Source organism: Roseateles sp. L2-2, assembly GCF_050613215.1.
Classification (GTDB): Bacteria; Pseudomonadota; Gammaproteobacteria; order Burkholderiales; family Burkholderiaceae_C; genus Roseateles; species Roseateles noduli.
Genome location: NZ_CP192509.1, coordinates 1555218 through 1577937, shown reverse-complemented (window position 1 = coordinate 1577937; position 22720 = coordinate 1555218). Strand labels below are relative to the sequence as shown.

General features: G+C 68.1%; 26 protein-coding genes. 17 read left to right on the top strand and 9 right to left on the bottom strand.

The window, feature by feature from the left end; genetic code table 11:
- The first annotated feature begins 144 nt into the window (after positions 1-144).
- The 7 genes from ACQZ13_RS07245 (at position 145) to ACQZ13_RS07215 (ending at position 5254) form a co-directional block, all read left to right on the top strand.
- Positions 145-720: a hypothetical protein gene (locus tag ACQZ13_RS07245; protein WP_431050578.1), complete on the top strand. Its 576-nt coding sequence runs from the start codon at positions 145-147 to the stop codon at positions 718-720.
- A gap of 6 nt (positions 721-726) precedes the next feature.
- Positions 727-1125 (top strand): hypothetical protein, encoded by a 399-nt coding sequence (locus tag ACQZ13_RS07240; protein ID WP_431050576.1) that lies wholly within the window; start codon positions 727-729, stop codon positions 1123-1125.
- Positions 1126-1203: 78 nt separating this feature from the next.
- On the top strand, positions 1204-1692 hold the full coding sequence (locus tag ACQZ13_RS07235) for a hypothetical protein (RefSeq protein ID WP_431050574.1): 489 nt from the start codon (positions 1204-1206) through the stop codon (positions 1690-1692).
- Between the two features lie 35 nt (positions 1693-1727).
- Entirely contained in the window at positions 1728-2678 is a 951-nt protein-coding gene (locus ACQZ13_RS07230; protein ID WP_431050572.1) for a DUF2145 domain-containing protein, read from the top strand.
- 94 nt (positions 2679-2772) lie between these two features.
- Positions 2773-2934: a hypothetical protein gene (locus ACQZ13_RS07225; RefSeq protein ID WP_431050570.1), complete on the top strand. Its 162-nt coding sequence runs from the start codon at positions 2773-2775 to the stop codon at positions 2932-2934.
- Between the two features lie 3 nt (positions 2935-2937).
- Positions 2938-3975 (top strand): glycerophosphodiester phosphodiesterase, encoded by a 1038-nt coding sequence (locus ACQZ13_RS07220; protein WP_431053157.1) that lies wholly within the window; start codon positions 2938-2940, stop codon positions 3973-3975.
- Between the two features lie 82 nt (positions 3976-4057).
- Positions 4058-5254 carry a hypothetical protein gene (locus ACQZ13_RS07215; RefSeq protein WP_431050568.1) on the top strand — a complete coding sequence of 399 codons (1197 nt, stop codon included), beginning with the start codon at positions 4058-4060 and terminating at the stop codon, positions 5252-5254.
- Here the strand turns inward: ACQZ13_RS07215 and ACQZ13_RS07210 are convergent.
- Both ACQZ13_RS07210 and ACQZ13_RS07205 read right to left on the bottom strand, forming a co-directional pair.
- The gene (locus ACQZ13_RS07210) at positions 5251-6003 is read right to left on the bottom strand and encodes an MBL fold metallo-hydrolase (RefSeq protein ID WP_431050566.1); all 753 of its coding nucleotides are present in this window, start codon (positions 6001-6003) and stop codon (positions 5251-5253) included. The two genes, ACQZ13_RS07215 and ACQZ13_RS07210, sit on opposite strands and share 4 nt — an antisense overlap.
- A gap of 182 nt (positions 6004-6185) precedes the next feature.
- Positions 6186-6869 (bottom strand): ion channel, encoded by a 684-nt coding sequence (locus tag ACQZ13_RS07205; RefSeq protein ID WP_431050564.1) that lies wholly within the window; start codon positions 6867-6869, stop codon positions 6186-6188.
- A gap of 41 nt (positions 6870-6910) precedes the next feature.
- Here ACQZ13_RS07205 and ACQZ13_RS07200 point away from each other — a divergent pair, with 41 nt between their 5' ends.
- On the top strand, positions 6911-7870 hold the full coding sequence (locus ACQZ13_RS07200; RefSeq protein ID WP_431050562.1) for a LysR family transcriptional regulator: 960 nt from the start codon (positions 6911-6913) through the stop codon (positions 7868-7870).
- A gap of 24 nt (positions 7871-7894) precedes the next feature.
- Here the strand turns inward: ACQZ13_RS07200 and ACQZ13_RS07195 are convergent, their stop codons facing one another.
- Positions 7895-8356: a VOC family protein gene (locus ACQZ13_RS07195; RefSeq protein ID WP_431050560.1), complete on the bottom strand. Its 462-nt coding sequence runs from the start codon at positions 8354-8356 to the stop codon at positions 7895-7897.
- A gap of 243 nt (positions 8357-8599) precedes the next feature.
- Here ACQZ13_RS07195 and ACQZ13_RS07190 point away from each other — a divergent pair, with 243 nt between their 5' ends.
- Positions 8600-9271: a response regulator transcription factor gene (locus ACQZ13_RS07190; protein ID WP_431050558.1), complete on the top strand. Its 672-nt coding sequence runs from the start codon at positions 8600-8602 to the stop codon at positions 9269-9271.
- Positions 9272-9364: 93 nt separating this feature from the next.
- Positions 9365-9583, top strand: a complete 219-nt coding sequence (locus ACQZ13_RS07185) for a hypothetical protein (RefSeq protein WP_088409127.1) — start codon at positions 9365-9367, stop codon at positions 9581-9583.
- 22 nt (positions 9584-9605) lie between these two features.
- Here the strand turns inward: ACQZ13_RS07185 and ACQZ13_RS07180 are convergent, their stop codons facing one another.
- From ACQZ13_RS07180 to ACQZ13_RS07160, 5 genes are all read right to left on the bottom strand, one after another.
- Positions 9606-10529, bottom strand: a complete 924-nt coding sequence (locus tag ACQZ13_RS07180) for a DMT family transporter (RefSeq protein WP_431050555.1) — start codon at positions 10527-10529, stop codon at positions 9606-9608.
- A 137-nt stretch (positions 10530-10666) separates the two neighbouring features.
- Entirely contained in the window at positions 10667-11329 is a 663-nt protein-coding gene (locus ACQZ13_RS07175) for an amino acid ABC transporter permease (RefSeq protein WP_431050553.1), read from the bottom strand.
- A 153-nt stretch (positions 11330-11482) separates the two neighbouring features.
- The gene (locus tag ACQZ13_RS07170) at positions 11483-12466 is read right to left on the bottom strand and encodes a cytochrome d ubiquinol oxidase subunit II (RefSeq protein WP_431050551.1); all 984 of its coding nucleotides are present in this window, start codon (positions 12464-12466) and stop codon (positions 11483-11485) included.
- Positions 12463-13848, bottom strand: a complete 1386-nt coding sequence (locus ACQZ13_RS07165) for a cytochrome ubiquinol oxidase subunit I (RefSeq protein ID WP_431050549.1) — start codon at positions 13846-13848, stop codon at positions 12463-12465. The genes ACQZ13_RS07170 and ACQZ13_RS07165 overlap by 4 nt, the downstream gene beginning before the upstream one ends.
- Positions 13849-13992: 144 nt before the next feature.
- Positions 13993-14907: a LysR family transcriptional regulator gene (locus ACQZ13_RS07160; RefSeq protein ID WP_431050547.1), complete on the bottom strand. Its 915-nt coding sequence runs from the start codon at positions 14905-14907 to the stop codon at positions 13993-13995.
- A gap of 90 nt (positions 14908-14997) precedes the next feature.
- Between ACQZ13_RS07160 and ACQZ13_RS07155 the strand changes: the two genes are divergently transcribed.
- The 7 genes from ACQZ13_RS07155 (at position 14998) to ACQZ13_RS07125 (ending at position 20359) form a co-directional block, all read left to right on the top strand.
- A complete protein-coding gene (locus tag ACQZ13_RS07155) occupies positions 14998-16005 on the top strand; it encodes an alpha/beta fold hydrolase (RefSeq protein ID WP_431050545.1) in 1008 nt (335 codons plus the stop codon).
- Positions 16002-17495 carry a 3-isopropylmalate dehydratase large subunit gene (leuC, locus tag ACQZ13_RS07150; RefSeq protein ID WP_431050543.1) on the top strand — a complete coding sequence of 498 codons (1494 nt, stop codon included), beginning with the start codon at positions 16002-16004 and terminating at the stop codon, positions 17493-17495. Before ACQZ13_RS07155 ends, leuC begins: the two co-directional genes overlap by 4 nt.
- Positions 17492-18127 (top strand): 3-isopropylmalate dehydratase small subunit, encoded by a 636-nt coding sequence (gene leuD, locus ACQZ13_RS07145; RefSeq protein ID WP_431050541.1) that lies wholly within the window; start codon positions 17492-17494, stop codon positions 18125-18127. The genes leuC and leuD overlap by 4 nt, the downstream gene beginning before the upstream one ends.
- Positions 18128-18218: 91 nt before the next feature.
- Positions 18219-18461, top strand: coding sequence for a hypothetical protein (locus ACQZ13_RS07140; protein WP_431050539.1), 243 nt, complete (start codon positions 18219-18221; stop codon positions 18459-18461).
- Between the two features lie 50 nt (positions 18462-18511).
- The gene (locus ACQZ13_RS07135; RefSeq protein ID WP_431050537.1) at positions 18512-19306 is read left to right on the top strand and encodes a hypothetical protein; all 795 of its coding nucleotides are present in this window, start codon (positions 18512-18514) and stop codon (positions 19304-19306) included.
- Between the two features lie 76 nt (positions 19307-19382).
- Positions 19383-19820, top strand: coding sequence for a hypothetical protein (locus ACQZ13_RS07130; RefSeq protein ID WP_431050535.1), 438 nt, complete (start codon positions 19383-19385; stop codon positions 19818-19820).
- Between the two features lie 275 nt (positions 19821-20095).
- Positions 20096-20359: a hypothetical protein gene (locus ACQZ13_RS07125; RefSeq protein WP_431050534.1), complete on the top strand. Its 264-nt coding sequence runs from the start codon at positions 20096-20098 to the stop codon at positions 20357-20359.
- Between the two features lie 44 nt (positions 20360-20403).
- Here ACQZ13_RS07125 and ACQZ13_RS07120 read toward each other — a convergent pair whose 3' ends face one another.
- The gene (locus ACQZ13_RS07120; RefSeq protein WP_431050532.1) at positions 20404-22719 is read right to left on the bottom strand and encodes a molybdopterin cofactor-binding domain-containing protein; all 2316 of its coding nucleotides are present in this window, start codon (positions 22717-22719) and stop codon (positions 20404-20406) included.
- Between the last annotated feature and the right edge of the window lies 1 nt (position 22720).

The window sequence follows — 22720 nt, the reverse complement described above, 5'->3', positions numbered from 1 at the left end:
AACAATCTGCATTCGTCGGGGGAATGACCTACTCACAGGTGTATCCCCCATCGAAGCGCTCTTCCGAGGGAGTGATTTCATCGCGCCGCCTGTCGAAACTGCTGGTCATTGGCGATGACTTCGCAGATCGAAAGGATGAGCGAGATGAGTGCAGTGTTGAAGGACTTGGACACCTGGGAGGAGACGCCCGTCGAAGTGACGACGGCGTTGCAGCCGGAGACCCCGGAGCCCACATGGACTGAAGGGGTGGACGCGCTGCTCCACCTGCTGCGGTACCCGGAAAGGACCAACCCGTATGTGGTTGGCCGGATCCCCGCCCCTGTCCTCAGGCACATCGATTGGGAAGAGGTCCGGGCGCTGCTCTGCCGGCTGTTCGAAGAGAACAGGGAGACATGCGTCGATGCCTACCTCGACGTCAGGCTGGCTATCGGCGTGCTGGCGAAAAACTCGGTGCGCTTGTGCCGCGGGCCCGTGGACATCAACCACTGCCGAGCCGAGGACGGCTTCCACTTCTTGCGCGTGACGTTGAGTGTCGATACCGACCACGATCGCACCTACGAGCTCGCGGACGAGTTCCGCATGGCCGCCGTGCGTTGCAACAGCCGCAGCGGCGGATTCCTGGTGGAGTTCGGGTCTATCCATCCCTGTCAGCCCAGGGACTGGAGTGCTTGCCCGCACCCAGTTCTCGACGGACACGATGACAACGGGAACGAGGAGTAACCCACCATGAAGGCCATCTCTGTCAACGAACTCCTCAAGGACGCGGAAGCGCTTGCCAACGGATTCACATCGGAGGCCCGGCGCCGATCCGCAGTGTCCCGCGCGTACTACGCTGCGTACCACCGATGCTTGGCCTGGATCAGGCTGCTTCCCAACTGCCCACAGCCACCGACATATGGAAGCGTTCATCTGTGGCTGATCGATTACCTCAGGCATCCGGACCCCTCGTGGGATGAAGAGATCGCGGAACGCTCTCGGGCGCTAGGCCGTTTGATGCTGGCACAGCGTAACCGCCGAGTTCACGCCGACTACGAGTTGGAGAAGCCGGTCAATCAGAAGGTGATGAACGATCAGATCGAGGGCCTACGCAATGCCTTCGCGGCCTGCGCACACCCCGACACCTGATCAGATCCTCGGATCCCCTATGCTTGCCCCGTCCGGCCGCTGTTCCGCGGCCGGGCTGACCTGCACATGGACGGTTTTATGCGCCACAGTTCTTCCCTCTCCTCCCGTTTCTCTTTCGTTTCCAGCGTCGGCGCGATCGCCGCGCTGATGGGCTTCGCCGCGCTGCCGGCGCACGCCGACAGCATCGCGACCTCCGCGTCCAGCGCCGGTTCGGTGTCGTCGCGCCAGCTGTCCGACTCGATCGGCCAGTCCAGCGACAGCTCCAGCAAGGACCGCAAGGTCGCCGAGGGCGAGTACAAGGTCCTCGCCGTCGAGGACGCCGCCGGCCGCGCCGACACCCAGCGCCTGCGCCTGCAGCCGGTCCGCGCCGAAGGCGGGACCGAGTTCTTCCTCTACGTGCCCAAGCAGGCCATCGCCGGCCAGCCGCTGCGCGTCGGCGACCACGTGCTGGCGCAGAAGCGCGACTACGGCTACGAGTTCGCCCGGGCGGAAAACAAGCAGGCCTTCCTGCTTGCGCTGCACGACGACTGGCACCGCGAACTCGAATCGCATCCGGTGACGCTGTGAGTCCGACGGGGCCCAGCAAGCGGGCCCATGTCGCGTTGAAGGCCCTCGCGTCGTTCTCGACGTTCTCCACGTTCTCGGCGCTTGTGGCGCTCGGCGCGGCGTCGACCGCTCAGGCCGCTACCTTCTGCGACCGCGGCAACGAGATCAGCGCCACCGAACAGGACCGCCAGCTGCAGGTCGTCGCCATCGCGCGCCGGGCGCTGGAAGCGAGCGGCGCCTCCGCCGCGCTGGTGTCGCGCTCCGGCACCGACCTGAGCCGCTTCCAGCTGCAGTACTCCCACAGCGGCATCGCGCTGAAGGACAGCCGCAACAGCCCGTGGTCGGTGCGGCAGCTCTACTACGCCTGCGACGAATCGCAGGCGAAGCTCTACGACCAGGGCCTCGCCGGCTTCCTGCTGAGCGCCGGACGCACCGAGCCGATCCGGCTCTCAATCGTCACGCTGCCCGAGCGCGAAGGCGCGCGGCTCGCCGCCAGCGCGCTGGACAACCGGCGCTCGCTCGCGCTGCTGTCGTCGCGGTACAGCGCCACCGCCTACGCCTTCAGCACGCGTTACCAGAACTGCAACCAATGGGTGGCGGAGCTGATGGGCTTCGCCTGGGCGCCGCGTGGCGACAGCACAGCGGCGGCTGCGGTGACGGCGGACGGGACACCGACGCGCCAACAGGCGCAGCAGTGGCTGAAGACCCTCGGCTACGACCCCGCGCCGGTCGTCGTGCCGTCGCACACGATCATGTTCGCCGCCCAGTTCGTCCCGCTGGTCCACAGCGACGATCACCCCATCGACGACCTCTACGCGATGCGCCTGCAGGTCTCGACGCCGGCGGCACTCGAAGCATTCACCCACCGGCTCGTGCCCGACGCGCAACGCGTCGAGTTCTGCGCCACCGGCTCGACGGTGGTCGTCCGCCGAGGCTGGGAGCCGCTCCCCGCGGATTGCCGCGCCGCCGAGGGCGATGAGGTGCTGCCCCTGGCCGGCGGCATGTAAGACCTGTTTCAGGGGACCTGCCCCCACCAGGGTCATCATCAAAACTTCATCCAGCGGGCCCTACCCTTCGGACACCTTCCGAAGGAGACACCCGATGAAGCTGCTTCGCACCACTGCCCTCTCCACCCTCGTCGCCGCCTCGCTGGTGACGGCTGCCTGCGCCCACGGCGGCCAACAGCCGCCGCGCGCGAAGGAACCGCTGCTGATCGCGCACCGCGGCGCCAGCGGCTATGTCCCTGAGCACACGCTCGCCTAATGGCTGGCGATCGAGCAAGGCGCCGATTACGTCGAACCCGACCTCGTGCTGACGAAGGACGGCGTGCTGGTGGCGCGCCACGAGAACGCCATCGCGATCCTGAACGCCGACGGTTCGGTGCGCGAAGCCACGACCGATGTCGCCGAGCGTCCCGAGTTCGCGGCCCGCAAGGCGACGAAGTCCATCGACGGTGTCGCCATCACCGGCTGGTTCACCGAGGACTTCACGCTGGCCGAGCTGAAGACGCTGCGCGCCCGCGAGCGCATCCCACAGATCCGTCCGGGCAACACGCGCTTCAACGACATGTTCGAGGTGCCCACCTTCGAGGAGGTGCTGCAGCTTGTGGCGCAGGCCAACGAGCGCCGCAAGGAAGAGGCGGAGAAGGACGCCAAGGACGCCAAGGACGGCAGGGACGGTCGCGGTCACGGCCATCACGGCGCCAAGGTCAAGCCGATCGGCGTCTATCCGGAGACCAAGCACCCGACCTACTTCGCCGGCATCGGCAAGCCGCTGGAGGAGCCGCTGGTGCGCACGCTCAACAAGTACGGCTACCGCAGCCCGGACTCGGCGGTCTTCATCCAGTCCTTCGAGGTCGGCAACCTGCGCAAGCTGAACCGCATGACGCGCGTGCCGCTGGTGCAGCTGATCAACGGCTCGGGCCAGCCCTACGACTTCACGGCGAGCGGCGACCCGCGCACCTACGCGGACCTGGTCAAGCCGGCCGGCCTGGCCGAGATCTCCAGCTACGCGCAAGGCATAGGCGCCAACACCAACCTGATGATCCCGCTGGTCGCCGGCCGCCTCGGCACGCCGACCACGCTGGTGAAGGACGCGCATGCCGCCGGCCTCATCGTGCACGGCTGGACCTTCCGCGCGGAGAACGTCTTCCTGCCCGACGACTTCGACAGCAGCGCCGATCCGACGGCGATCGGCAACCTCGCCGGCCAGATCGAGGCCTTCCTCAAGCTCGGCATGGACGGCCTGTTCAGCGACCAGTCCTTCCTGGCGCGCAAGGCGATCGACGCCTACGTGAAGAAGTGAGGCCGTGAGCCTCCAGGGGCTCCGTCGGAGAGGGGTCATGGCACTTCGCTAGACTCCCCCTATCCGACTGGAGTCCCCCGCCATGCCTGCCCCCGCGCCCCTGCTGCTGTCCCCGCCCGAGTTGAAGGGCGTCGACCAGGTCGTCGCCGATCCCTTGCGCTTCAAGGCCAAGCTCGCCATCGGCGAGGCCGCCTACGCGTCGCTGCGCATGATCAACCGCGGTCGCGAGGTGTGGGATGTCCTCGGCGCTGCGGGCGCCGGCGCGGCCGTGGCCAAGACGGGGATGGTGGCCTCGCTGCTGGGCGCGTCGGCCACGCCGATCGGCTGGGTCGCCCTGGCCGCGCTGGCCTCCGGCGGCGCGTGCTACGGCATGTACCGGCTGCTCAGCTCGACCAAGGGCGATCGCGTCATCGAGATTCCCAAATACCTCAACACGCCGCTGGACACGCTGGGGCTGGCGCTGTTCGACCTGATCGCGCCGCTGTCACTGCGTCTGGCCGCCGTCGACGGCGAAGTCGAGCCCGCCGAGCGCCAGTACCTCATCGACCACCTGATCGCCGACTGGGGCTTGAACCGCGCCTTCGTCGAACAGTCCGTCGCCGCCGTCGAGGCGCGGCTGGGCGGGAGCGAGCTCGAAGCGATGGCCGTCGAGGGCGCGGGCTTCCTCCATCTGAATCCCGATTGCAACCATGCGGCGATCGCCAAGGACCTCGGCGTCTTCATGCGCGGCATGCTCGAAGCCGGCGGCCCGCTGACGCCCGAGGAGACTGCGTCATTGGACACCGTGGTGCGCCTGCTCGCGACTGCGCCGCCGGGCGAGATCACCAAGCGCTGGAACCAGACCGTGACGCTCGCCGGCGCCGCCGCCGGGCAGGTGCGCACGGTGCTGGTCGACACCGCCGACTGGACGCAGCAGCGCCTGCCGAGTGCCGACCAGGTCCGCGTCACCACGGCCACCGCGGCCACGCAAGCGTGGGACGCCGCACGCAAGACGGCGGACTGGACGCAGCAGCAGCTGCCCTCGGTCGATCGGGTCCGCGCGCAGGCAGAGAGCACCGTCGCGCAAGCGGCCGACGCCGCCAAGAAGGCGGCCAGCTGGACCCAGCAGCAGCTGCCTTCCGCCGATCAGATCCGCAACACGACCGCGGACGCCGCCAACCAGGCGGCGGATGCCGCCAGGAAGGGCCTCAACTGGGCCAAGGACCTGACCATCCGCGTCGCCGACACGACCGGCGTCGACAAGCTGCTGAAGCGGGATGAACCGCCGACGAAACACTAGGGCATGGCGTAGTCGCGCTGCGTGACCAGATCGATCCCGCAGCTGATCGTTCCCACCCAATCGATGAACTGCCGCACCGCGTCGCCGACCAGCGGCGCGCCGTGCTGCGGCACGATCATGCGGATGGGCAGCGGCCGGACCATCTCCGCCCACAGCTTAAGCACCTTGCCGCTGACCATGTAGCGCCGGTGGAAGGCCGCCATCGACGCGATGTGCGGCCCGAGCTCCGCGATCGGCTGCGTGGGATCGACGCCGATGGACACGCCCAGATCGCCGGAGAACAGGATCCCGCTGGCCTCGTCCCAGAACTGGAAATTGCCTTCCGAGTGCATGAAGTGGGCGGGCAGCGCGACCAGCTCGCTCGCGCCGACGGCGATGCGCGTGCCGCGGTCCGGGATGCCGATCACGCGGCCGGCGGTCTTGCCCGGCTTGCAGAAGTGCGGGACGAAGCGCTCCCAGATCGTGGAGATGTAGACCGGCGCGGCCGTCGCCGTCATCCACCGGTCCAGCGACGCGATGATGTCCGGATCCGCGTGCGAGGCCAGGATCGCCGACAGCCGGTGCGGCGGGAAGCAGCTCGTCATGCCGAGGTACAGGTCGTTGTAGGCCAGGTTGCCGCCCGGATCGATCACCGCGCCGGTGCTGCCGTCCACGATCAGGAACTGGTTGGCCTGCACGCCGTCCCCGTGCCCGAAGTCGCTGAACATCAGACAGCGATGCCCCCCGCCGTTGAAGAGTTCCATCGGCATGACCGCCTCCCTGATCGTTGTGAAAGGCGGTGACGTTAGGGGGCGCGTCCGGCGCGGCGCGCGCTGCGTGCACAGGCGCTGCGACAACCTTGATCGATCGCAAATCTTGCTCCCTCTCCCGCACCGCGGGAGAGGGCGGGGGTGAGGGCCAGCGGCCGTCGAAGTACCGAGGCCCGAGCGCCTCAATCCAGGTCGGACAACTTCCGATGCTGGATCAACGTCAGCCCGATCAAGCGCGACACGACCGCCGCGAGGTACATGACGCCGACGAACATCTCGATCGTCGTCATCGCCCTGGCCAGCGGCTTCACCGGGATCACATCGCCGATGCCGGTGCTCGACAGCAGCGCGAAGCTGAGGAACATCAACTCCGTCCACGTCCGCGGCGACTGCGGATCCACCGCCGCGGCGAAGCTGCCCGGATGCAGCGCCTGCACCACCACGAACACATGCGCGAATCCCCACGCCAGCAGCGTGAAGGTCGCGCCCGCGGCATACAGCTCGTCCGTCGTCGCGTGCCAGTCGCTCATCATGTAGGCGATCAGGCTCCCGGCGGCATAGAAGTAGAACAAGGCCTCCAGCGCCGACGACCACGGCAGCAGCTGCTCCATGTGCCAGAACGCCTGCAGCAGCAGGAGCGCGATGGCCGGCAGCGCGATCGTCACGCTCAGCCAGGTCAGCCCCGGCGTGCTGCGCACCATGCGCGTCGTGAAGATCAGCACCACGATCCCGAAGGCGCCCAGCGCCAGCGGCGCCGACCGGCTCCCTTCCAGCAGCGGGTACAGCACCAGCCCGAGCAGTTGCACGATCAGCAGGATCGCGGACGGATGACGCCGCGTGACGGCGAGGACTCGAAGGACGCGCATCGACGCATTCTCGCCCGCCGCGGCGGGCATACTCGCCCCCCATGACGCCACCAGCCGGTCCCGCCGCGGCGCCACGTCCCGCGATCAGCCTGCCCGCGCTGATCGCCTTCGAGTGCGTGGCCCGGCACATGAACTTCACCCGGGCCGCCACCGAGATGGCGGTCACCACCACCGCGATCTCCCGCACGATCCGGCAGCTGGAGGCGTCCCTGGACATCCGCCTGTTCAACCGGACCACGCGCAGCGTCGCCCTCACCGAAGCCGGCGTGCAACTGCTGGGCACGCTGGGCCCCGCGCTCGACCAGATCCGGCGCTCCGTGCAGGAGGTCGGCGACGTCTCCGGCCAGCCGCACGGCCAGTTGCGCATCAACACCTCTTACGTCGCGCACGCCGCCCTGCTGCAGCCGCACCTGCGGGAGTTCCTCCAGCGCTACCCCGACGTCACGCTGGACATGGTGGTCGACAACGGCCTGAGCGACATCGTCGCCGGCGGCTTCGATGCGGGCATCCGGCTGGGCCACGCGTTGCAGAAGGACATGATCGGCGTGCCCATCGGCCCGCTGCAGCGCCTGATCGTGGTGGGCTCGCCGGACTACCTGAAGTCGCGCGGCACGCCGTCGACGCCGGAGGATCTCCTCCAGCACGATTGCATCCGCCAGCGCATCGGCAATCGCGGCCAGTTCCTGGCCTGGCGTTTCGTCTCCGGCGGCGAGCCCTCGACCATCGAGGTGCAAGGCCGGCTGGTGTTCAGCGAAATGCGCTGCACGCTTGAATCCGCCGCCCTCGGCGGAGGTCTCGCCATCGTCTTCGAACAGTTCGCCGCACCGGCGTTCCGCGCGGGCCACGTCGTGCCGCTGCTGCAGGCCTACACGCAGCCGACCGAAACCTTTTACCTCTACTACCCCAACCGCGGCCAGATGCCCGGCAAGCTGCGCGCGCTCATCCAGTTCCTGCAAGGCATCGCCTGGACGGCGGCAACCGCGGTTGATCAGCCGGCGTAGACGAACTCCGACATCCACCCCGCCTCAGGCGACCACCTGCGCCAGCTCGATCAGGTTGCCGAACGGGTCCGCGATGAAGGCCAGCCTGCGGCCGATCACCGGCAGCTCGAAGGGCTCGGTCACGATCTGCACGCCGCGCCGGCGCAGTTCTTCCACCGCGAGGTCCATGTCCTCGACGTTGATGCAGAAGTGGTGATAGCCGGCCAGGCGGAGGCTGTCCCCGAGGTCCGCGTAGATGGGCTTGGGAATCGGCGGCGGGTTGCCGTCGCCCAGGATCTCGATGAAGAAGTCGTTGTCGGCGGCCGGCGCGAGGTAGGCCAGCTTCTGGTCCGCGTACGGCCATTGATGCACGACGCGGAAGTCCAGCTTCTGCGTGTACCAGGCGATGGCCGCTTCGAAGCTGGGCACGCGCGCGGCGACGTGGTGCCCCTTCATCGAAGAGAACGGGCTGCCGGTATTCACGGGAGGGAGGTTGACGACGGACATGGGGTTTCCTTGGGAATGAACGACGGACGAAGCGTAGGGACGCCGGAGCCCGCGGTGAATCGACGCGGCGGCGTTGCGCTCTGAAGGGCAGATTCACAATCGATCCGGTCGATCGCGATTGCGAACGCAGGCGGCACGCGGCATGGACGACGGATTCACAATCGCGGCCCTGAGGCGAAGGCGCCGGTCGATAGAGTCGATGGTTTGCACAGCCACCGGCCGAAAGGCGATTGCGGAGAGTCCATGAACGCCAGCCTCGACCTCGATCTTCTGGTGCTGCACCACGATCCGATCGTCGACGCCGGCATTCGCGCGCTGCTCAGCGGCCTGCCCTGCCTTCGGAGAGATCCGCGAAGGAGCGCCGCTGACCTCGGTTTCGGCGCACGCCTCGTGGTCGCCGACTACCGCCAGGGCATGGCCTGGATCCACCGCGCCAAGGAGCAGTTCGCCCAGCCGGGTGCGCGGCTGCTGCTCCTCCTGTCCGCTGAAGGCGAGCGGGAGATTCGCGTCGCGCTCCGGGCCGGCGTGGGCGGACTGCTCGCGCCGGGCTGTGGCGTCGCCGAATTGCGGGAGGCCGCCGCCGCAGTGGCTCAGGGCTCACGACACCTGTCCCCGTCGGTGGCCCATCAACTGGCCGACGCGATGACCCGCACGCCGCTCACGGAGCGCGAAACCGCCGTGCTCCATCTGATCGCCGCGGGCATGAGCAACAAGGGCATCGCTCGGGAGCTGGCCATCTCCGTCACCACCGTCAAGACCCACGTCCGCGCGATCCTCGACAAGCTGCGCGCCACCAGCCGCACGCAGGCGGTGTCACGCGCCGGCGAGCAGCGCCTGATTCCCCCCGTCCACGAAGGCCGACATCCGGATGCGGCGCCGTCCTACGCGCGTACGCCCGGCGAAGCGCTTCAATGAGCCACCCGACGCCGTACGACATGCGAGGCGACGGCCGGGGCGTTTCATCTCTCGTTTCATCTCAACATCACATCGCAAACACTGGAGGACGTCATGGGTGGCATTCGATTGATCGCGGTGATCCTGATCGTGGCGGGCGTGCTGGGCCTGGTCTACGGCGGGTTCTCGTACACCAAGGAAAACACCGCCGCCAAGGTCGGTCCGATCGAGCTGAAGGTCGAGGAGACCAAGCGCGTCAACGTGCCGCTGTGGGCCGGCATCGCCGCCATCGCGGTGGGCGGCGTCGTGCTGGTGGGCGCAGGCCGGAAGTAAGCCTCGCCGCGGCCAAGGTTCATCAGCGCCGGCCGAGGTTCATCAACGCCGTGCCCGCGATGGCCAGGGTGCCGCCGACGAGCAGCGACGCGTCGATGACCTCGCCCAGCCCCAGCGCGGCGAACACCACGCCGAACACCGGCACCAGGGTGATGTAGCCGGCCGCCGCGCCGGCGCCCAGCGCCTTCACGCCGTCGAAGTACCACGCGTAGGCCAGCGCCGTGGATCCGACGACGATCCCCGCCATGCACCACCACGCATGGCGCGGCGCGGCCAGCACGCCGGCCACGCCTGCCGTCCCGTCGACGAGCAGCGTCAGCACCAGCAGCATCAGCGCACCGATCGCGGCCGTGACGGCCGTGGTCGTCAGCGCGTCGACACCGGCCATCACCTTGCGCCCGATCAGCGTGTAGGCGACCCAGCAGGCGACACACCCCAGCAGCAGCACTTCGCCGATCCCGACGCGGCCGTCGAGGACGTGCCAGGGCTCGCCCTTCGTGATCACGATGGCGGCGCCGATCGCGGCCATCGCCATGCCCAGACCGATGCGCTTGTTCAAGCGCTCGTGGAAGATCCACGCCGCCAGCAGCAGCGTGATCACCGGATTCAGCGTGATCACCAGCGCGCCCTTGCCTGCGGGCACATGCTGCAGCCCGCTCATGAAGAAGGTCGCATACCCGAAGACCCCGAAGCCGGCGGCCAGCGCCATGCCGGCCCACCGCCTGGCGCCCCAGTCGCGCAGCGCCGCGAGCCGGCCGGTCCGCGCGAGCCACACCATCAGGATCGCGCCCGCGAGCAGGAAGCGGCACGCCGCAGCGGCCAGCGGCGGCATCGTCTGGGCGAGCACGCGGCCCATGGGCCAGGAAGCGCCCCACAACACGGCCATGCCGATCAGGCGCAGATGGACGGAGAGGAGCGAGGGAGAAACGGCGACGGAGGTGGTCATCAGTGCAGGGACACAGTGCGGCTTGATCGGGTTCTTACTCCCTCTCCCGCTTGCGGGAGAGGGCAGGGGTGAGGGGCGCGCGAAGCGCGCGGGGTCTAGGCAGTCACGCAGCCTTCAAAGGGATCGACGGTGCCAGGTCAATGCGGATAGGCGAGCCGTTTCTCCATCCACTTCTGCACCTGCTCGAACGCGAAGCTCAGCACCCAGTAGATCAGCGCCGCGGCCACGTAGAGCGGGAACGGCTGGAAGGTCGTGGAGATGACCTCCTTGGTGGCGAGCATCAGCTCGGTCACCGCGATCACGGACACCAGCGAGGTGTCCTTGATCAGCGAGATGAGGCTGTTGGACAGGCTGGGCACGGCGGCGCGCAGCGCCTGCGGTCCGACCACGAACCGCAAGGTCTGCGGACGGCTCAAGCCCAGCGAGGTGCCCGCCAGCCACTGGCCCTGCGCCACCGCGGCGATCGAGCCGCGCAAGGTCTCGCTCATGTAGGCGGCCACGTTCAACGTCAGCGTCAGCACGCCCGCCACCAGCGGGGAGAACTCGATGCCGATGCTCGGCAGCCCGTAATAGACGATGAACACCTGCACCAGCAGCGGCGTGCCGCGCATCGCGCTCACGTAGACCGCCATCAGACGGTCCACCACCGGCAGCTTCAGCACCCGCACCAGCGTGATCACGGCCGCCAGCGGCAGGCCGAAGATCATCGCCATCACCGCGAACAGCAGCGTATAGCCGGTGCCCTTCAGCAGCACCGGCCAGGCCAGCTCGGCCAGGGAAAGCAGAGAGTGGAAGTCCATGGAGTTCTTGGAATGGCTCGCTTCTCAGCGGAAGGCGGCATGTTGCCATCTCCTGGACTTCCGTCGCCAAGCGCGGGCTCTCCGCGACCCATGGGGCATCGCGTCCGCGAACCCCAAGGATCACTCCGGCCCCAGTGAGAGCCGGGCGTTCGCTCAATACGCGAGCGCGCGCACCTTGCCCCGGAACACGCGGTACGAGAACAGCGAGTAGGCGAGGATCACCGGCATCGTCAGCACCGCACCGACCAGCATGAAGCGCAGCGATTCGTCCGCGGCGGCGGCATCCCAGATCGTGATCCGGTCGATGACGACGAAGGGATAGAGGCTGTAGGAGAGTCCGAAGAAGCTCAAGGTCAGGACGACCACCATCAGCGCGAACGGCGCCCAGCTCAGCTTGCCGAGCACGCGGTGCGAGTTGAGCATCCCGCGCAAGGCCGCCAGCGCCAGCAGAGCCGTCAAGGGCAGCGGCGCCAAAGCGATGAGGCCCGGCAGGTCGAACCAGCGCGCCCGCACGGTGGCGCTCAGCCAGGGCGAGGCGATGGACACGACCAGCAGTCCCGCCACGACCGCGGGCCATGCACGCCTGGCCCAGTCGACGGCACGGCGCTGCAGGTCGCCCTCCGTCTTGATCAGCAGCCAGCCGGCGCCGAGCAGCACATAACAAGCCGCGAGCGCGATCGCGATGCCTGCGGCGAAGACCTGCGCCGCGGCGCTGTCCTCGAAGCCGGTCACGTAGCGACCGAGCATCCATCCCTGCGACAGCGAGGCGAGCGCGGATCCGCCCGCGAAGGCCGCATCCCACGCCCGCTTGTGGGCCGGATCGCCCTTGGCGCGGAAGTCGAAGGCGGCGCCGCGCAGGATCAGCCCGAACAGCATCAGCACCACCGGCACGTAGAGCGCGGTGAGCACCGCGCCCTGCGCCTTCGGGAAGGCGATCAGCAGCAGACCGACGGCCAGCACCAGCCAGGTCTCGTTGGCGTCCCAGAACGGGCCGATGGCCGCGACCATGCGGTCGCGATCGCCCTCCTCCGCCGTCGCGGACAGCATCCCGACCCCGAGGTCGTAGCCGTCGAGCACGACATAGATCAGCAGCGACAGCCCCATCAGGGCCATGAAGATCACGGGCAGCGCGCTCATGTGAAGCTCCTGGAGATCACCGGCGCGGCGACCGGACGCGGTGGGAATGTCGGAGAGAGTCCTGCCGGCGTGTCTGGTGCAGCCGCTCCTCCCTTCTCCGCCATGCGCTTGATCGCGGCGACGTAGGCGATCAGCAGCGCGAGGTAGACCGTCGCGTAGCCGGCCAGCGAGGCGGCGACCAGGGATCCCGGGTTGTGCGCGGCGACTTCCTGCGTGCGCAGCACGCCGTAGACGATGAAGGGCTGTCGGCCGATCTCGGTGACGTACCAGCCCGCCACGGTAGCGATCCAGCCGGAGAAGCTCATGAACGAGAGTCCCCAGAGCCACGGGCGGGGCAGCCGCTGCCATCCCGAGCGCCGGAACAGCCACCACCCGCCCCAGGCGAAGACGAGCATCAGCATCCCCACGCCGACCATCACGCGGAAGCCGAAGAACAGCGGCTTGACCGGCGGATGCGCGCCTTCGAATGCATCGAGCCCGCGGATCTCGCCGTCGACGTCGTGCTTGAGGATCAGGCTGGCCAGGCGCGGCACGCCGATAGCGAAGCGGTTCTCCTTCGCGTGCTCGTCGGGCAGTGCAAACAGCAGCAGCGGCGCGCCGCGTTCGGTGGTCCAGACGCCCTCCATCGCGGCGATCTTGGCGGGCTGATGCTTCAACGTGTTGAGGCCGTGCAGGTCGCCGGCGACGATCTGCAGCGGGATCAGCACCGCGCCCAGCGTCAGACCCAGGCGCAGCACGCGGCGCGTGTGCGGCTGCTCGCGGCCCTTGAGCATCTGCCAGGCGCTGACGCCAGCCAGCAGGAAAGCGGCCGTGAGTCCCGACGCGAGCAGCTTGTGGGTCAGCCGGTACGGGAAGGACGGGTTGAAGACGATCGCCCACCAGTCGACGGCGTGCATGACGCCGTCGCGGATCTCGTAGCCGGTCGGGGTCTGCATCCACGAGTTGAGGCTGAGGATCCAGAACGCGCTGAGCGTCGTGCCGAAGGCCACCGTCGCGGTGGCGATGAAGTGCACGCGCGGGCTGACGCGTTCGCGCCCGAACAGCATGATCCCGAGGAAGCCGGCTTCCAGGAAGAAGGCCGTGAGCACCTCGTAGCCGAGCAGCGGTCCGGCGATGTTGCCGGCGCGCTCCATGAAGCCCGGCCAGTTGGTGCCGAACTGGAAGCTCATGGTCACGCCGCTGACGACGCCCAGCGCGAAACTCAGCGCGAAGACCTTGGTCCAGAACTGGTAGGCCGCGAGCCACGGCGATTCGCCGGTGCGACGCCAGCGCCAGAGCATGAAGAGCACGATCCAGCCCAGCGCGATCGTGATCGTCGGGAAGAGGATGTGGAAGGTGATGTTGAGCGCGAACTGCATGCGCGCGAGGATCAGGGTGTCCATGGCCGCGAAGTGTTCCGAAGTCGGACCGTTCGCGGAAGGGACAGATCGTCCTAGGACAAGCTGCCCTAGGACAAAACGCCCTACCCTTCTTACTCCCTCTCCCGCTTGCGGGAGAGGGCGGGGGTGAGGGCCAGCGGCCGTGGATCACCACCCGCCGTCGTCGCCCTCGCGCTGAGACTCGAACCGCTCCAGCAGGAAGTCGACGAGCGCCCGTGTCTTCGCCGACAACTGCGCGCGCGGCGGATAGATCAGGTGGATGTCCGCCGGCGGCATCGACCACTCCGCGAGCACCGGCCGCAGGCGCCCCGATCGCAGCATCGGCGCCGCTTCCCAGAACGAGCGCATCAGCACTCCATGCCCATCCAGCCCCCACGCGAGCACGCTCTCCCCGTCGTTCGCGGCCAGCGGCCCGCGTACCTTCACCGTCTCCTTGCGCGCCCCCTGCTGGAAGTGCCAGGTGCCGAAGGTCTCGTCGCTCTCGCGGATGAACAGGCAGGCGTGGCGCGCGAGCTCCCTCGGCGTGGCCGGCTCGCCCGCCCGCTTCAGATACGCCGGCGACGCGCACAGCACGCGCCGGTTGCGCGCCAGCAACCGCGCCGTGAGCCGCGCATCGGGCGGCTCGCCGACATGGACCTCCAGATCGATGCCCTGCTCGATCAGGTTGACGGGCCGATCCGTCAGCTCAAGCTGCACCTCCACATCCGGGAACTGCCGCGCGAACTTCGACAGCGCCGGCGCCACATGCTTGCGTCCGAAGCCGAAGCTCGCCGCGACGCGCAGCAGCCCCTTGGGCGCCGCGCGGCTGCCCGCCACCGTGCGCTCCAGCGCCTCCAGGTCCTCCAGCACGCGCGCGCCGTCGACGAGGTAGGTCTCGCCCTCGGGCGTGAGTCCGATGCGGCGCGTGGTCCGCTGCAGCAGCCGCACGCCGAGCCGGCGCTCGATCGCCGCCAGCCGCTTGCTCACCGCCGGCGGCGTCACGCCCAGCTGCTGCGCCGCCGCCGCGAGGCTGCCCTGCTTCACCAGCAGCGCGAAGAAGGCCAGATCGGAGAAGCCGTCCATTGATGAACCTCCGGAACGAAAGAACTGCCGAAGCGGAAATTATGTGCCCTGCATTCACTTCCAGAATCGGGGCCAACGAGGAGTCTTTCCATGCCCGCTTCCCCCGGTCACGACGCGCCCGCAGGGCTCGACGCCCTGTATCCCGGCTTCCAGCACCTGAGCCTGCCCGCCGCCGACGGCGTCCGCATCCATCTGACGATGGGCGGCACCGGCCCCGCGCTGCTGCTGCTCCACGGCCATCCGCAGACGCGCGCGATCTGGCACAAGGTCGCGCCCGCGTTGGCCGAGCATTTCACCGTTGTCGCCGCCGACCTGCGCGGCTACGGCGATTCGTCGAAGCCGGAGGTGCCGGAAGCGCTGCAGGCCCTGCAGGCCTCGCCATCGCCGCCCGTCCCCAACGACCACGCCGCCTACAGCAAGCGCACGATGGCGGCCGACATGCTGAGCGTGATGCGCCAGCTCGGCCACGAGCGCTTCGACGTGCTGGCGCACGACCGCGGCGGGCGTGTCGCGCATCGCCTGGCGATGGATGCGCCGGCGGCGGTGCGACGGCTCGCGCTGCTGGACATCGCGCCGACGCTGGACATGTATGAGGGCACGAACGTCGCCTTCGCGCGCGCCTACTGGCACTGGTTCTTCCTGATCCAGCCCGCGCCGCTGCCGGAACGCCTCATCGAGGCCGATCCCGGCGGCTACATCCGCGACGTGATGGGCCGGCGCAGCGCCGGCCTGGCGCCCTTCGACCCGCGCGCGCTGGCCGAGTACAAGCGCTGCCTGGCGCTGCCCGGCACCGCGCACGGCCTGTGCGAGGACTACCGCGCCAGCGCCGGCATCGACCTGGACCACGACCGCGAGGACCGCGCCGCCGGCCGCCGCCTGCGGATGCCGCTGCTCGCGCTGTGGGGCCGCGAGGGCGTCGTCCATCGCTGCTTCGAGCCGCTGAGCCTGTGGCGCGGCGTCGCCGACGACGTGCGCGGCGAGGCGCTGCCCTGCGGCCATTACATCCCCGAGGAGGCGCCCGAGCTGCTGCTCGATCGCGTGCTTCCCTTCTTCAACGACCATGTCGTCGCCCCTGCGGGCGAGGAGAGCCAGCCATGACCGCCACGCTCACGGGCACCGCACCGCGTCCCCAGGATCGCACCCTGTACCGCAAGCTCGTCGACAGCCACACGGTGGCGGGGCTCGACGAGCAGAACGTGCTGCTGTTCTGCGACCTGCACCTGATGAACGAGTACACCAGCCCGCAGGCCTTCACCGGCCTGCACGAGCAGGGCCGCGGCGTTCCGATGCCGGGCCAGAACGTCGCGGTGGTGAGCCATATCATCCCGACGCATCCGGTGCCGTCCAAGCTGCGCGTGATCGCCGACAAGCCGTCGGCGCTGCAGGCCACCAACCTCAAGGCGAACTGCGACCGTCACGGCATCCGGCTGTTCGACACGACGGACGCGCTGCAGGGCATCGAGCACGTCGTGGCGCCGGAGCACGGGATGATCCGCCCCGGCATGGTGGTGATCTGCGGCGACAGCCACACGACGACCTACGGCGCGCTGGGCGCCCTGGGTTTCGGCATCGGGACCACCGAGGTGGAGCACGTGCTGGCCACGCAGACGCTGGTCTACCGAGTCGCGAAGGACATGCGCATCCGCGTCGACGGCGCGCTGCCGGTCGGCACGACGTCCAAGGACCTGATCCTCGCGATCATCGGCCGCATCGGCGCACAGGGCGCGCGCGGCTACGTCGTGGAGTTCTGCGGCGAGGCCATCTCCGCGCTGTCGGTCGAGGCCCGCTTCACGCTGTGCAACATGGCGGTGGAAGCCGGCGCGCGCGGCGCGCTGATCGCGCCGGACGCGACGGCGATCGACTACGTGCTGGCGCGCTGTCCCGACCTCGCCGGCGAGTGGCGCGCCCCCGCCCTTGCCCACTGGGCGACGCTGCACAGCGACGGGGGCGCGGTCTTCGACATCGAGCATCGCTTCGACGCGGCCGAGGTCGCGCCACAGGTGACCTGGGGCACCAGCCCCGACCAGGTCGCGGCGATCGACGGACCGATCCCCGACCCGAGACAGATGGACGAAGGCCCGACACGCGCGAGCGCGGAACGCGCGCTGCGCTACGCCCGCCTCGACGGCGGTACAGCTTTGGAAGGCACGCCGATCCAGCACGTGTTCATCGGCTCCTGCACGAACGGGCGCATCGAGGACCTGCGCGCCGCGGCCTCCGTGCTGCGCGGCCGGCACGTGGCGCCTGGCGTTCGCGCGATGGTGGTGCCGGGTTCCGGTGCCGTGCGCGCGATGGCGGAAGCGGAAGGCCTGGACCGCGTGTTCCTCGACGCCGGCCTCGAATGGCGTCAGCCGGGATGCTCGATGTGCCTGGCGATGAACGACGACGTGCTCGCCGACGGTATCCGCTGCGCGTCGACGACCAACCGCAACTTCGAAGGCCGTCAAGGTCGCGGCGCCATCACGCATCTAATGAGCCCCGCCATGGCCGCCGCCGCCGCGGTGACCGGCCGCCTCACCGACGTCCGCCGTCTTCCCCCCGCGCCCCTGGCGCCGAATGCAGCTGCCACGCAGGAGATCCCGCGATGAACCCCGTCCGCCAAGTCGAAGGCCGCACCGCGGCGCTGCGTCTCGAGAACCTCGACACCGACCAGATCATGCCCAAGCAGTTCCTGCGAGGCATCGACAAGAGCGGCCTGCGCGACGGGCTGCTCTACGACCTGCGCTTCGACGCCGACGGTCGCGAGCGCGAGGACTTCGTCCTCAACAAGCCGGCATACGCGGGCGTGTCGGTGCTGCTCGGCGGCAACAACTTCGGCTGCGGATCGAGCCGCGAGCACGCCGTCTGGGGTCTTCAGCAGGCGGGCATCCGCGCGGTGATCGCGCCGGGCTTCGGCGAGATCTTCTATTCGAATGCGATGGGCAACGGCCTGCTGCTGGTGGCGTTGCCGGAGGCGGATGTGCTCCGGCTGATGGCCGAGGCGGATCATGTGCCCGGCAACGCCGTCACCATCGATGTCGAGACCCTGACGCTGCGCAGCGCGGGCGGCGTCGAGGCGCGCTTCGACATGCTGCCGCGACATCAGCGGATGCTGCTGGAAGGGCTGGACGCGATCGGGCTGTCGATGACCTATCGCGAGCAGATCGAGGCCTTCGCCAAGGCGCACTGGGAAGCGCAGCCGTGGGTCAAGGACGTGGCGAGGCAACGACTGGCCCCGTGAGGGTTCTACTGGGATAGGTCATAGACGGGCGCGTTCGCCGGACCTAGCATTTGCTTCATCGATTCCGGTTTCCCCTGAAAGGAGTGAGCGAATGGCCAACATCACCAAGTTCTCCGACCTGCCGAATTTCAAGCATCTTGACGCGATGGCGCAAGAAGCCGCAAGAACTCTGTCTGAATCGAAGGAGCTGTGGGTAGCAGCGGAGGCATGGCACCAGCAACTCCAACAGCGATATTCCGGCAAACGCGACAGTGATTCGTCTTCCGAATTGCTTGCTCGACTGGTGAAGGCGAAAGACCCGTTTTACCTGTCGCGAATGTTCACGGATATCTGATCAATCTCTGATTCAGCAGAGGCACGGGCTGCCGTGCCATTCTTCCCGTCATGGACAGCTCTGACTTTGAACGCGGTGTCGGCCCACTGACCGTGGCCGCATCGGAAACGAGCGAATTCTGTCGCCTGATTTTCGTCCTGGGCAATGCGTTCGCAGACCCGGTGCCGTTGGAACTGGACTTCCGCGCTCTGAACGCGCACACGTCCATCTCCAACGCTGACGACGCGGGTGCGGCGGGTACCCTGACCGAGCTTTACATGGCGGGCGTCATGGGGTTCACCAAGGATGCCCTGATTACGGAGGCCAGTCCTCACTACAAGCTGGCATCGACTTGGGGCCTGATCGAACATTACCTGGCGTACTTCGAGATCCCGCCCGATGGACCGGACGTTCTGAAGTGCGCATTGGCCTTCGGCATGGCCCTTTCGCTGTACTTCAAGAGCAACGGTGAGCGACATGTCCTGAGCGCGCTCGCCCGAATGCGCACCCTGCGCGTGATGCGCTCCGCAGCGTCGGCAGCGCGTCCCGATCAAGCGGCTCCTGCCAAGGTGATGGTGGAGAAGCTCCAGAAGATCTGGAAGGAAGAGGAGCACGAACGTCTGACGGGCTTGTACGGCACCTACATGCTGTTCAAGACCTGGAGCTTGCCTGGCGAGGTCGGCGGTGCCGCCGAGCGCGATCAAGGCGAGGAGCAGCAGGAGAGAACGTCCGTTGCAATGTCGAGGCTCGATCCGTGGGAGGAAATGAAGTGGCGCCGTCGCCATGGGACTCTGGTCGCTCAGTCATGTGTCGATGGTGTAAGCACGCAAGGACTGGCCCCTCAGGACCACATGACCAACGTCTGACATCGCCCCCGCGCCCTGGTCAGGCGGCTGACGCATCGGCAGAATCGTTGCCTCATCACCAGGGGGCAGTGTCCGAATGAACAAGTTATTTTCTCGTGGCCTTCTTCTGGCCGGAGTCATTCTCTGGTGTGCCGGTTCAGCCCTCGCACAAGTGACCGCGCCGATCCACACCTCCCTGATCCAGCTGATCGCCCATCCCAAGGAATTCGACGGCAAGCGTGTGCAGATCGTCGGATTTGTCCGCCTGGAGTTTGAAGGCAACGCCATCTATCTGCACCGGGACGACGAGCTCCACGGCATCCTCAAGAACGGCTTGTGGCTGAATGTCGAGAAGCTGTCCAAGTCGGACCGACTCCAGTTCGACGGACGATATGCCTTCGTCGAAGGCACGTTCTCCATGGAGGACCAAGGTCACCTCGGGCTCTGGTCCGGAGCCCTCCGCGACATCACCCGCATGGAGCCCAGACGGAGCTCGCCGCTGCCGCCGGGCCCCGTGCCTGGTGAGCGCCGATGAATATCGAGATGAGACCTCGTCCCCCGGGAAACAGATCGTTGAGGTGGTCTACCGATGCGATTGCGGGCCTGTCGGTCTCAAGCATCTGACCGCGCAGATCGTTTTCGTGCAGAGCGGTCGAGACTGGCTGATCGACGACGTCCGTCGCGGAGGACACTCCGTGCGGGCGCTCACGTCGAGTTACTTTTCCAGTCGCTGATCGCGCTGGAGTCGCAGGCAGATCGTGCCCCCGGAGGGACGATCGTCAACAGCTGGTCCTGCTTGGGAAAACCAAAGTGCTCGATGTCTTCTTTCTGATCATGTGTACCCCCGCAGGTTGGCTGATCGGCCGCGGGATGAAAGTGCTCGATCGCGGTCGGTCCAATGGGCGATTCGGTCTGAAGGAATGGGCGATCGCTACTGGCATGCCGGGGGCCATGGCTCTGATCGTGCGGCGACCCTGGCTGGAAGAGATTTCTGTGCCCGTGCTCGTGATCGGTGTTGTCCTCATGTTCGTCATCGCAGGCTGGGTGTCGGAACTCTTCAACGGTTATGAATAGCCTCCGACTGACGAAGTCAACAGCGCCTGCCGACGCTGCCACCCTCACACCGGAAACGGCAGGCTCCGAATCCGCTTCCCCGTGAGCGCCGCCATCGCGTTCGCCATCGCCGGGGCGATCGGCGGGACGCCGCATTCGCCCATGCCCGTCGGCGGATCCGCCGACGGCACGACGTGCAGGTCCACCTTGGGCGCATCCACATGGATGGGCACGCGGTAGTCGTTCCAGTTGCCCTGCTCGACCTCGCCGTTTTTCAGGGTGATCTGCGCGCCCGGCAGCGTCATGCCGACGCCCATCACCAGCGCGCCCTGCACCTGCGCCTCGATCGTGCGCGGGTTCACCGCGAGGTTGCAGTGCACCCCCGCCGTCACCTTGTGCAGCACCGGCCGGCCATCCTTGATCGACACCTCCACCACGTACGCGACCACGGTGTTGAAGGACTCATGCACCGCCACGCCCCACGCGCGGCCCTTGGGCAAGGTCGTCTTCCCGTAACCCGACTTCTCGACCGCAAGGTCCAGCGCGGCGATGTGCCGCGCATGCTTGGCGAGCAGCTGCCGCCGGTACGCCACCGGATCGATCTTGCCCGCGCGCGCGAGCTCGTCGACCAGCGTCTCCATCACGAACGCCGTGTGCGTGTGCCCCACCGAGCGCCACCACAGCACCGGCACGTTGACCTTGGGGTGGTGGACGTCCAGCGCGATCGGGAACGGATAGGCGCTTTCGGCCACGCCTTCGGTCATCGTCGCATCCGCGCCGTTCTTCACCATGAAGTCCGCGAACGGCGTGCCCATCGTGATCGACTGGCCGACGATCACATGCTTCCACGCGAGCACCTTGCCCTTGCCGTCATGCGCGATCTCGACGCGATGCAGATGCGTCGGACGATAGAAGCCGCCGCGCACGTCGTCCTCGCGCGTCCAGATCATCTTGATCGGACCGCGCTTGCCCGCGGCGAACCGTGCCTTGGCCACCTGCGCGGCCTCGACGAGGTAGTCCGAGGTCGGCGTCGCGCGACGCCCGAAGCCGCCGCCCGCGGTCATCGTGTTCAGCGTGACCTGCTCCGGCTTCAGGCCGAGCACGCCCGCCACCTGCGCCTGGTCCACCGTCTGGAACTGCGAACCCACCCACACCGTGCAGCGATCGCCGCGGAAGTCGATCGTGCAGTTCAGCGGCTCCATCGGCGTGTGCGCGAGATATGGGAAGGTGTACTCCGCCGTGATGCGGCCCGGGGCAGCCTTCCCACCCTTGGCCTCCAGCGCCGAGGTGTCCGCCTTCTGGACCGACGCGCCCGGCTGCCTGGCCAGCGCGCGGAACTGTTCCAGCTGCGCGGCGCTGTCGACCCGCTCCAGACCGCTCAGGTTCCACTCGACCTTCACGAGCTCGCGCGCCTTGCGTGCGGGCCAGAAGCCGTTGGCGATGATCGCGAGGCCCGTCGCGCCGCTGCTGAGCGGGACCTGGATGATCTCCTCGACGCCGGGCACCGCGAGCGCCGCCGCCGCGTCGAAGGACGCCACCTTCCCGCCGAAGACCGGCGGGTGCACCATCACCACCGTGCGCAGGTCCGGCAGCTTGACGTCGATGCCGAAGTCCTGGCGACCCGTCGACTTCGCGCGCGCGTCGAGCCGGTTCATCGGCTTGCCGATCAGCTTGAACTGCGAGGGATCCTTGAGCTGCACCGTCGCCGGCACCGGCTCGGCGAACGCCGCCTTCGCCAGCACGCCGTAGCCGAGCCGTCGGCCGTCCGGCGCGACGACGCTGCCTGCCTCGGTCCGCAGTTGCGCGGCCGGCGTATTCAGCTGCTTCGATGCCGCCGCGACGAGCATCGCGCGCAGCCGGGCGCCGATCTCGCGGTACTGCTGCCACGACGCCTTCATGCTGGTCGAGCCGCCGACCATCTGGATGTGGAAGAACGGATCCTTGTAGGCCTCGCCCGCCGGCGCGAGCTCGCAGCGGACCTTGCTCCAGTCCGCGTCCAGCTCTTCGGCCACCAGCATCGGCAACGCCGTCTGCACGCCCTGGCCGAAATCGATCTTGCCGATCGTCACCGTCACGACGCCGTCGCCGTCGATCGCGACGAACGCCGACGGCTGCTGGAACGGCTTGAGGCCCTCCGGCGCACCGGACGCACCGGCGCCGCTCGCAGCGGAAGCGCCGCTCCCCGCAGCCTCCTGCGCACCGGCGCCGGTCGCGTACAGCGCGAAGCCGGAGGCCAGGCTCATCTTCAGGAAGACGCGTCGGCCAAGACCGCGCATCTCGCCGGCTTCGCCTGTCCCGGCGCCGGTGGAATCGGTGGAACCGATGGCATCGTCGATGCCTTCAGGCAACTCGCCGCTCAGGTACTGGAACATGGGTCGCATG

Coding starts and splice junctions, on each gene's coding strand:
- ACQZ13_RS07200 (WP_431050562.1), top strand. CDS start 6,911: ATGACGCCACCAGCCGGTCCCGCCGCGGCGCCACGTCCCGCGATCAGC.
- ACQZ13_RS07245 (WP_431050578.1), top strand. CDS start 145: ATGAGTGCAGTGTTGAAGGACTTGGACACCTGGGAGGAGACGCCCGTC.
- ACQZ13_RS07170 (WP_431050551.1), bottom strand. CDS start 12,466: ATGAGCGCGCTGCCCGTGATCTTCATGGCCCTGATGGGGCTGTCGCTG.
- ACQZ13_RS07140 (WP_431050539.1), top strand. CDS start 18,219: ATGGCCAACATCACCAAGTTCTCCGACCTGCCGAATTTCAAGCATCTT.
- ACQZ13_RS07130 (WP_431050535.1), top strand. CDS start 19,383: ATGAACAAGTTATTTTCTCGTGGCCTTCTTCTGGCCGGAGTCATTCTC.
- ACQZ13_RS07165 (WP_431050549.1), bottom strand. CDS start 13,848: ATGGACACCCTGATCCTCGCGCGCATGCAGTTCGCGCTCAACATCACC.
- ACQZ13_RS07235 (WP_431050574.1), top strand. CDS start 1,204: ATGCGCCACAGTTCTTCCCTCTCCTCCCGTTTCTCTTTCGTTTCCAGC.
- leuC (WP_431050543.1), top strand. CDS start 16,002: ATGACCGCCACGCTCACGGGCACCGCACCGCGTCCCCAGGATCGCACC.
- ACQZ13_RS07185 (WP_088409127.1), top strand. CDS start 9,365: ATGGGTGGCATTCGATTGATCGCGGTGATCCTGATCGTGGCGGGCGTG.
- ACQZ13_RS07155 (WP_431050545.1), top strand. CDS start 14,998: ATGCCCGCTTCCCCCGGTCACGACGCGCCCGCAGGGCTCGACGCCCTG.
- ACQZ13_RS07160 (WP_431050547.1), bottom strand. CDS start 14,907: ATGGACGGCTTCTCCGATCTGGCCTTCTTCGCGCTGCTGGTGAAGCAG.
- ACQZ13_RS07210 (WP_431050566.1), bottom strand. CDS start 6,003: ATGCCGATGGAACTCTTCAACGGCGGGGGGCATCGCTGTCTGATGTTC.
- ACQZ13_RS07190 (WP_431050558.1), top strand. CDS start 8,600: ATGAACGCCAGCCTCGACCTCGATCTTCTGGTGCTGCACCACGATCCG.
- ACQZ13_RS07240 (WP_431050576.1), top strand. CDS start 727: ATGAAGGCCATCTCTGTCAACGAACTCCTCAAGGACGCGGAAGCGCTT.
- ACQZ13_RS07180 (WP_431050555.1), bottom strand. CDS start 10,529: ATGACCACCTCCGTCGCCGTTTCTCCCTCGCTCCTCTCCGTCCATCTG.
- leuD (WP_431050541.1), top strand. CDS start 17,492: ATGAACCCCGTCCGCCAAGTCGAAGGCCGCACCGCGGCGCTGCGTCTC.
- ACQZ13_RS07195 (WP_431050560.1), bottom strand. CDS start 8,356: ATGTCCGTCGTCAACCTCCCTCCCGTGAATACCGGCAGCCCGTTCTCT.
- ACQZ13_RS07215 (WP_431050568.1), top strand. CDS start 4,058: ATGCCTGCCCCCGCGCCCCTGCTGCTGTCCCCGCCCGAGTTGAAGGGC.
- ACQZ13_RS07205 (WP_431050564.1), bottom strand. CDS start 6,869: ATGCGCGTCCTTCGAGTCCTCGCCGTCACGCGGCGTCATCCGTCCGCG.
- ACQZ13_RS07120 (WP_431050532.1), bottom strand. CDS start 22,719: ATGCGACCCATGTTCCAGTACCTGAGCGGCGAGTTGCCTGAAGGCATC.
- ACQZ13_RS07135 (WP_431050537.1), top strand. CDS start 18,512: ATGGACAGCTCTGACTTTGAACGCGGTGTCGGCCCACTGACCGTGGCC.
- ACQZ13_RS07225 (WP_431050570.1), top strand. CDS start 2,773: ATGAAGCTGCTTCGCACCACTGCCCTCTCCACCCTCGTCGCCGCCTCG.
- ACQZ13_RS07175 (WP_431050553.1), bottom strand. CDS start 11,329: ATGGACTTCCACTCTCTGCTTTCCCTGGCCGAGCTGGCCTGGCCGGTG.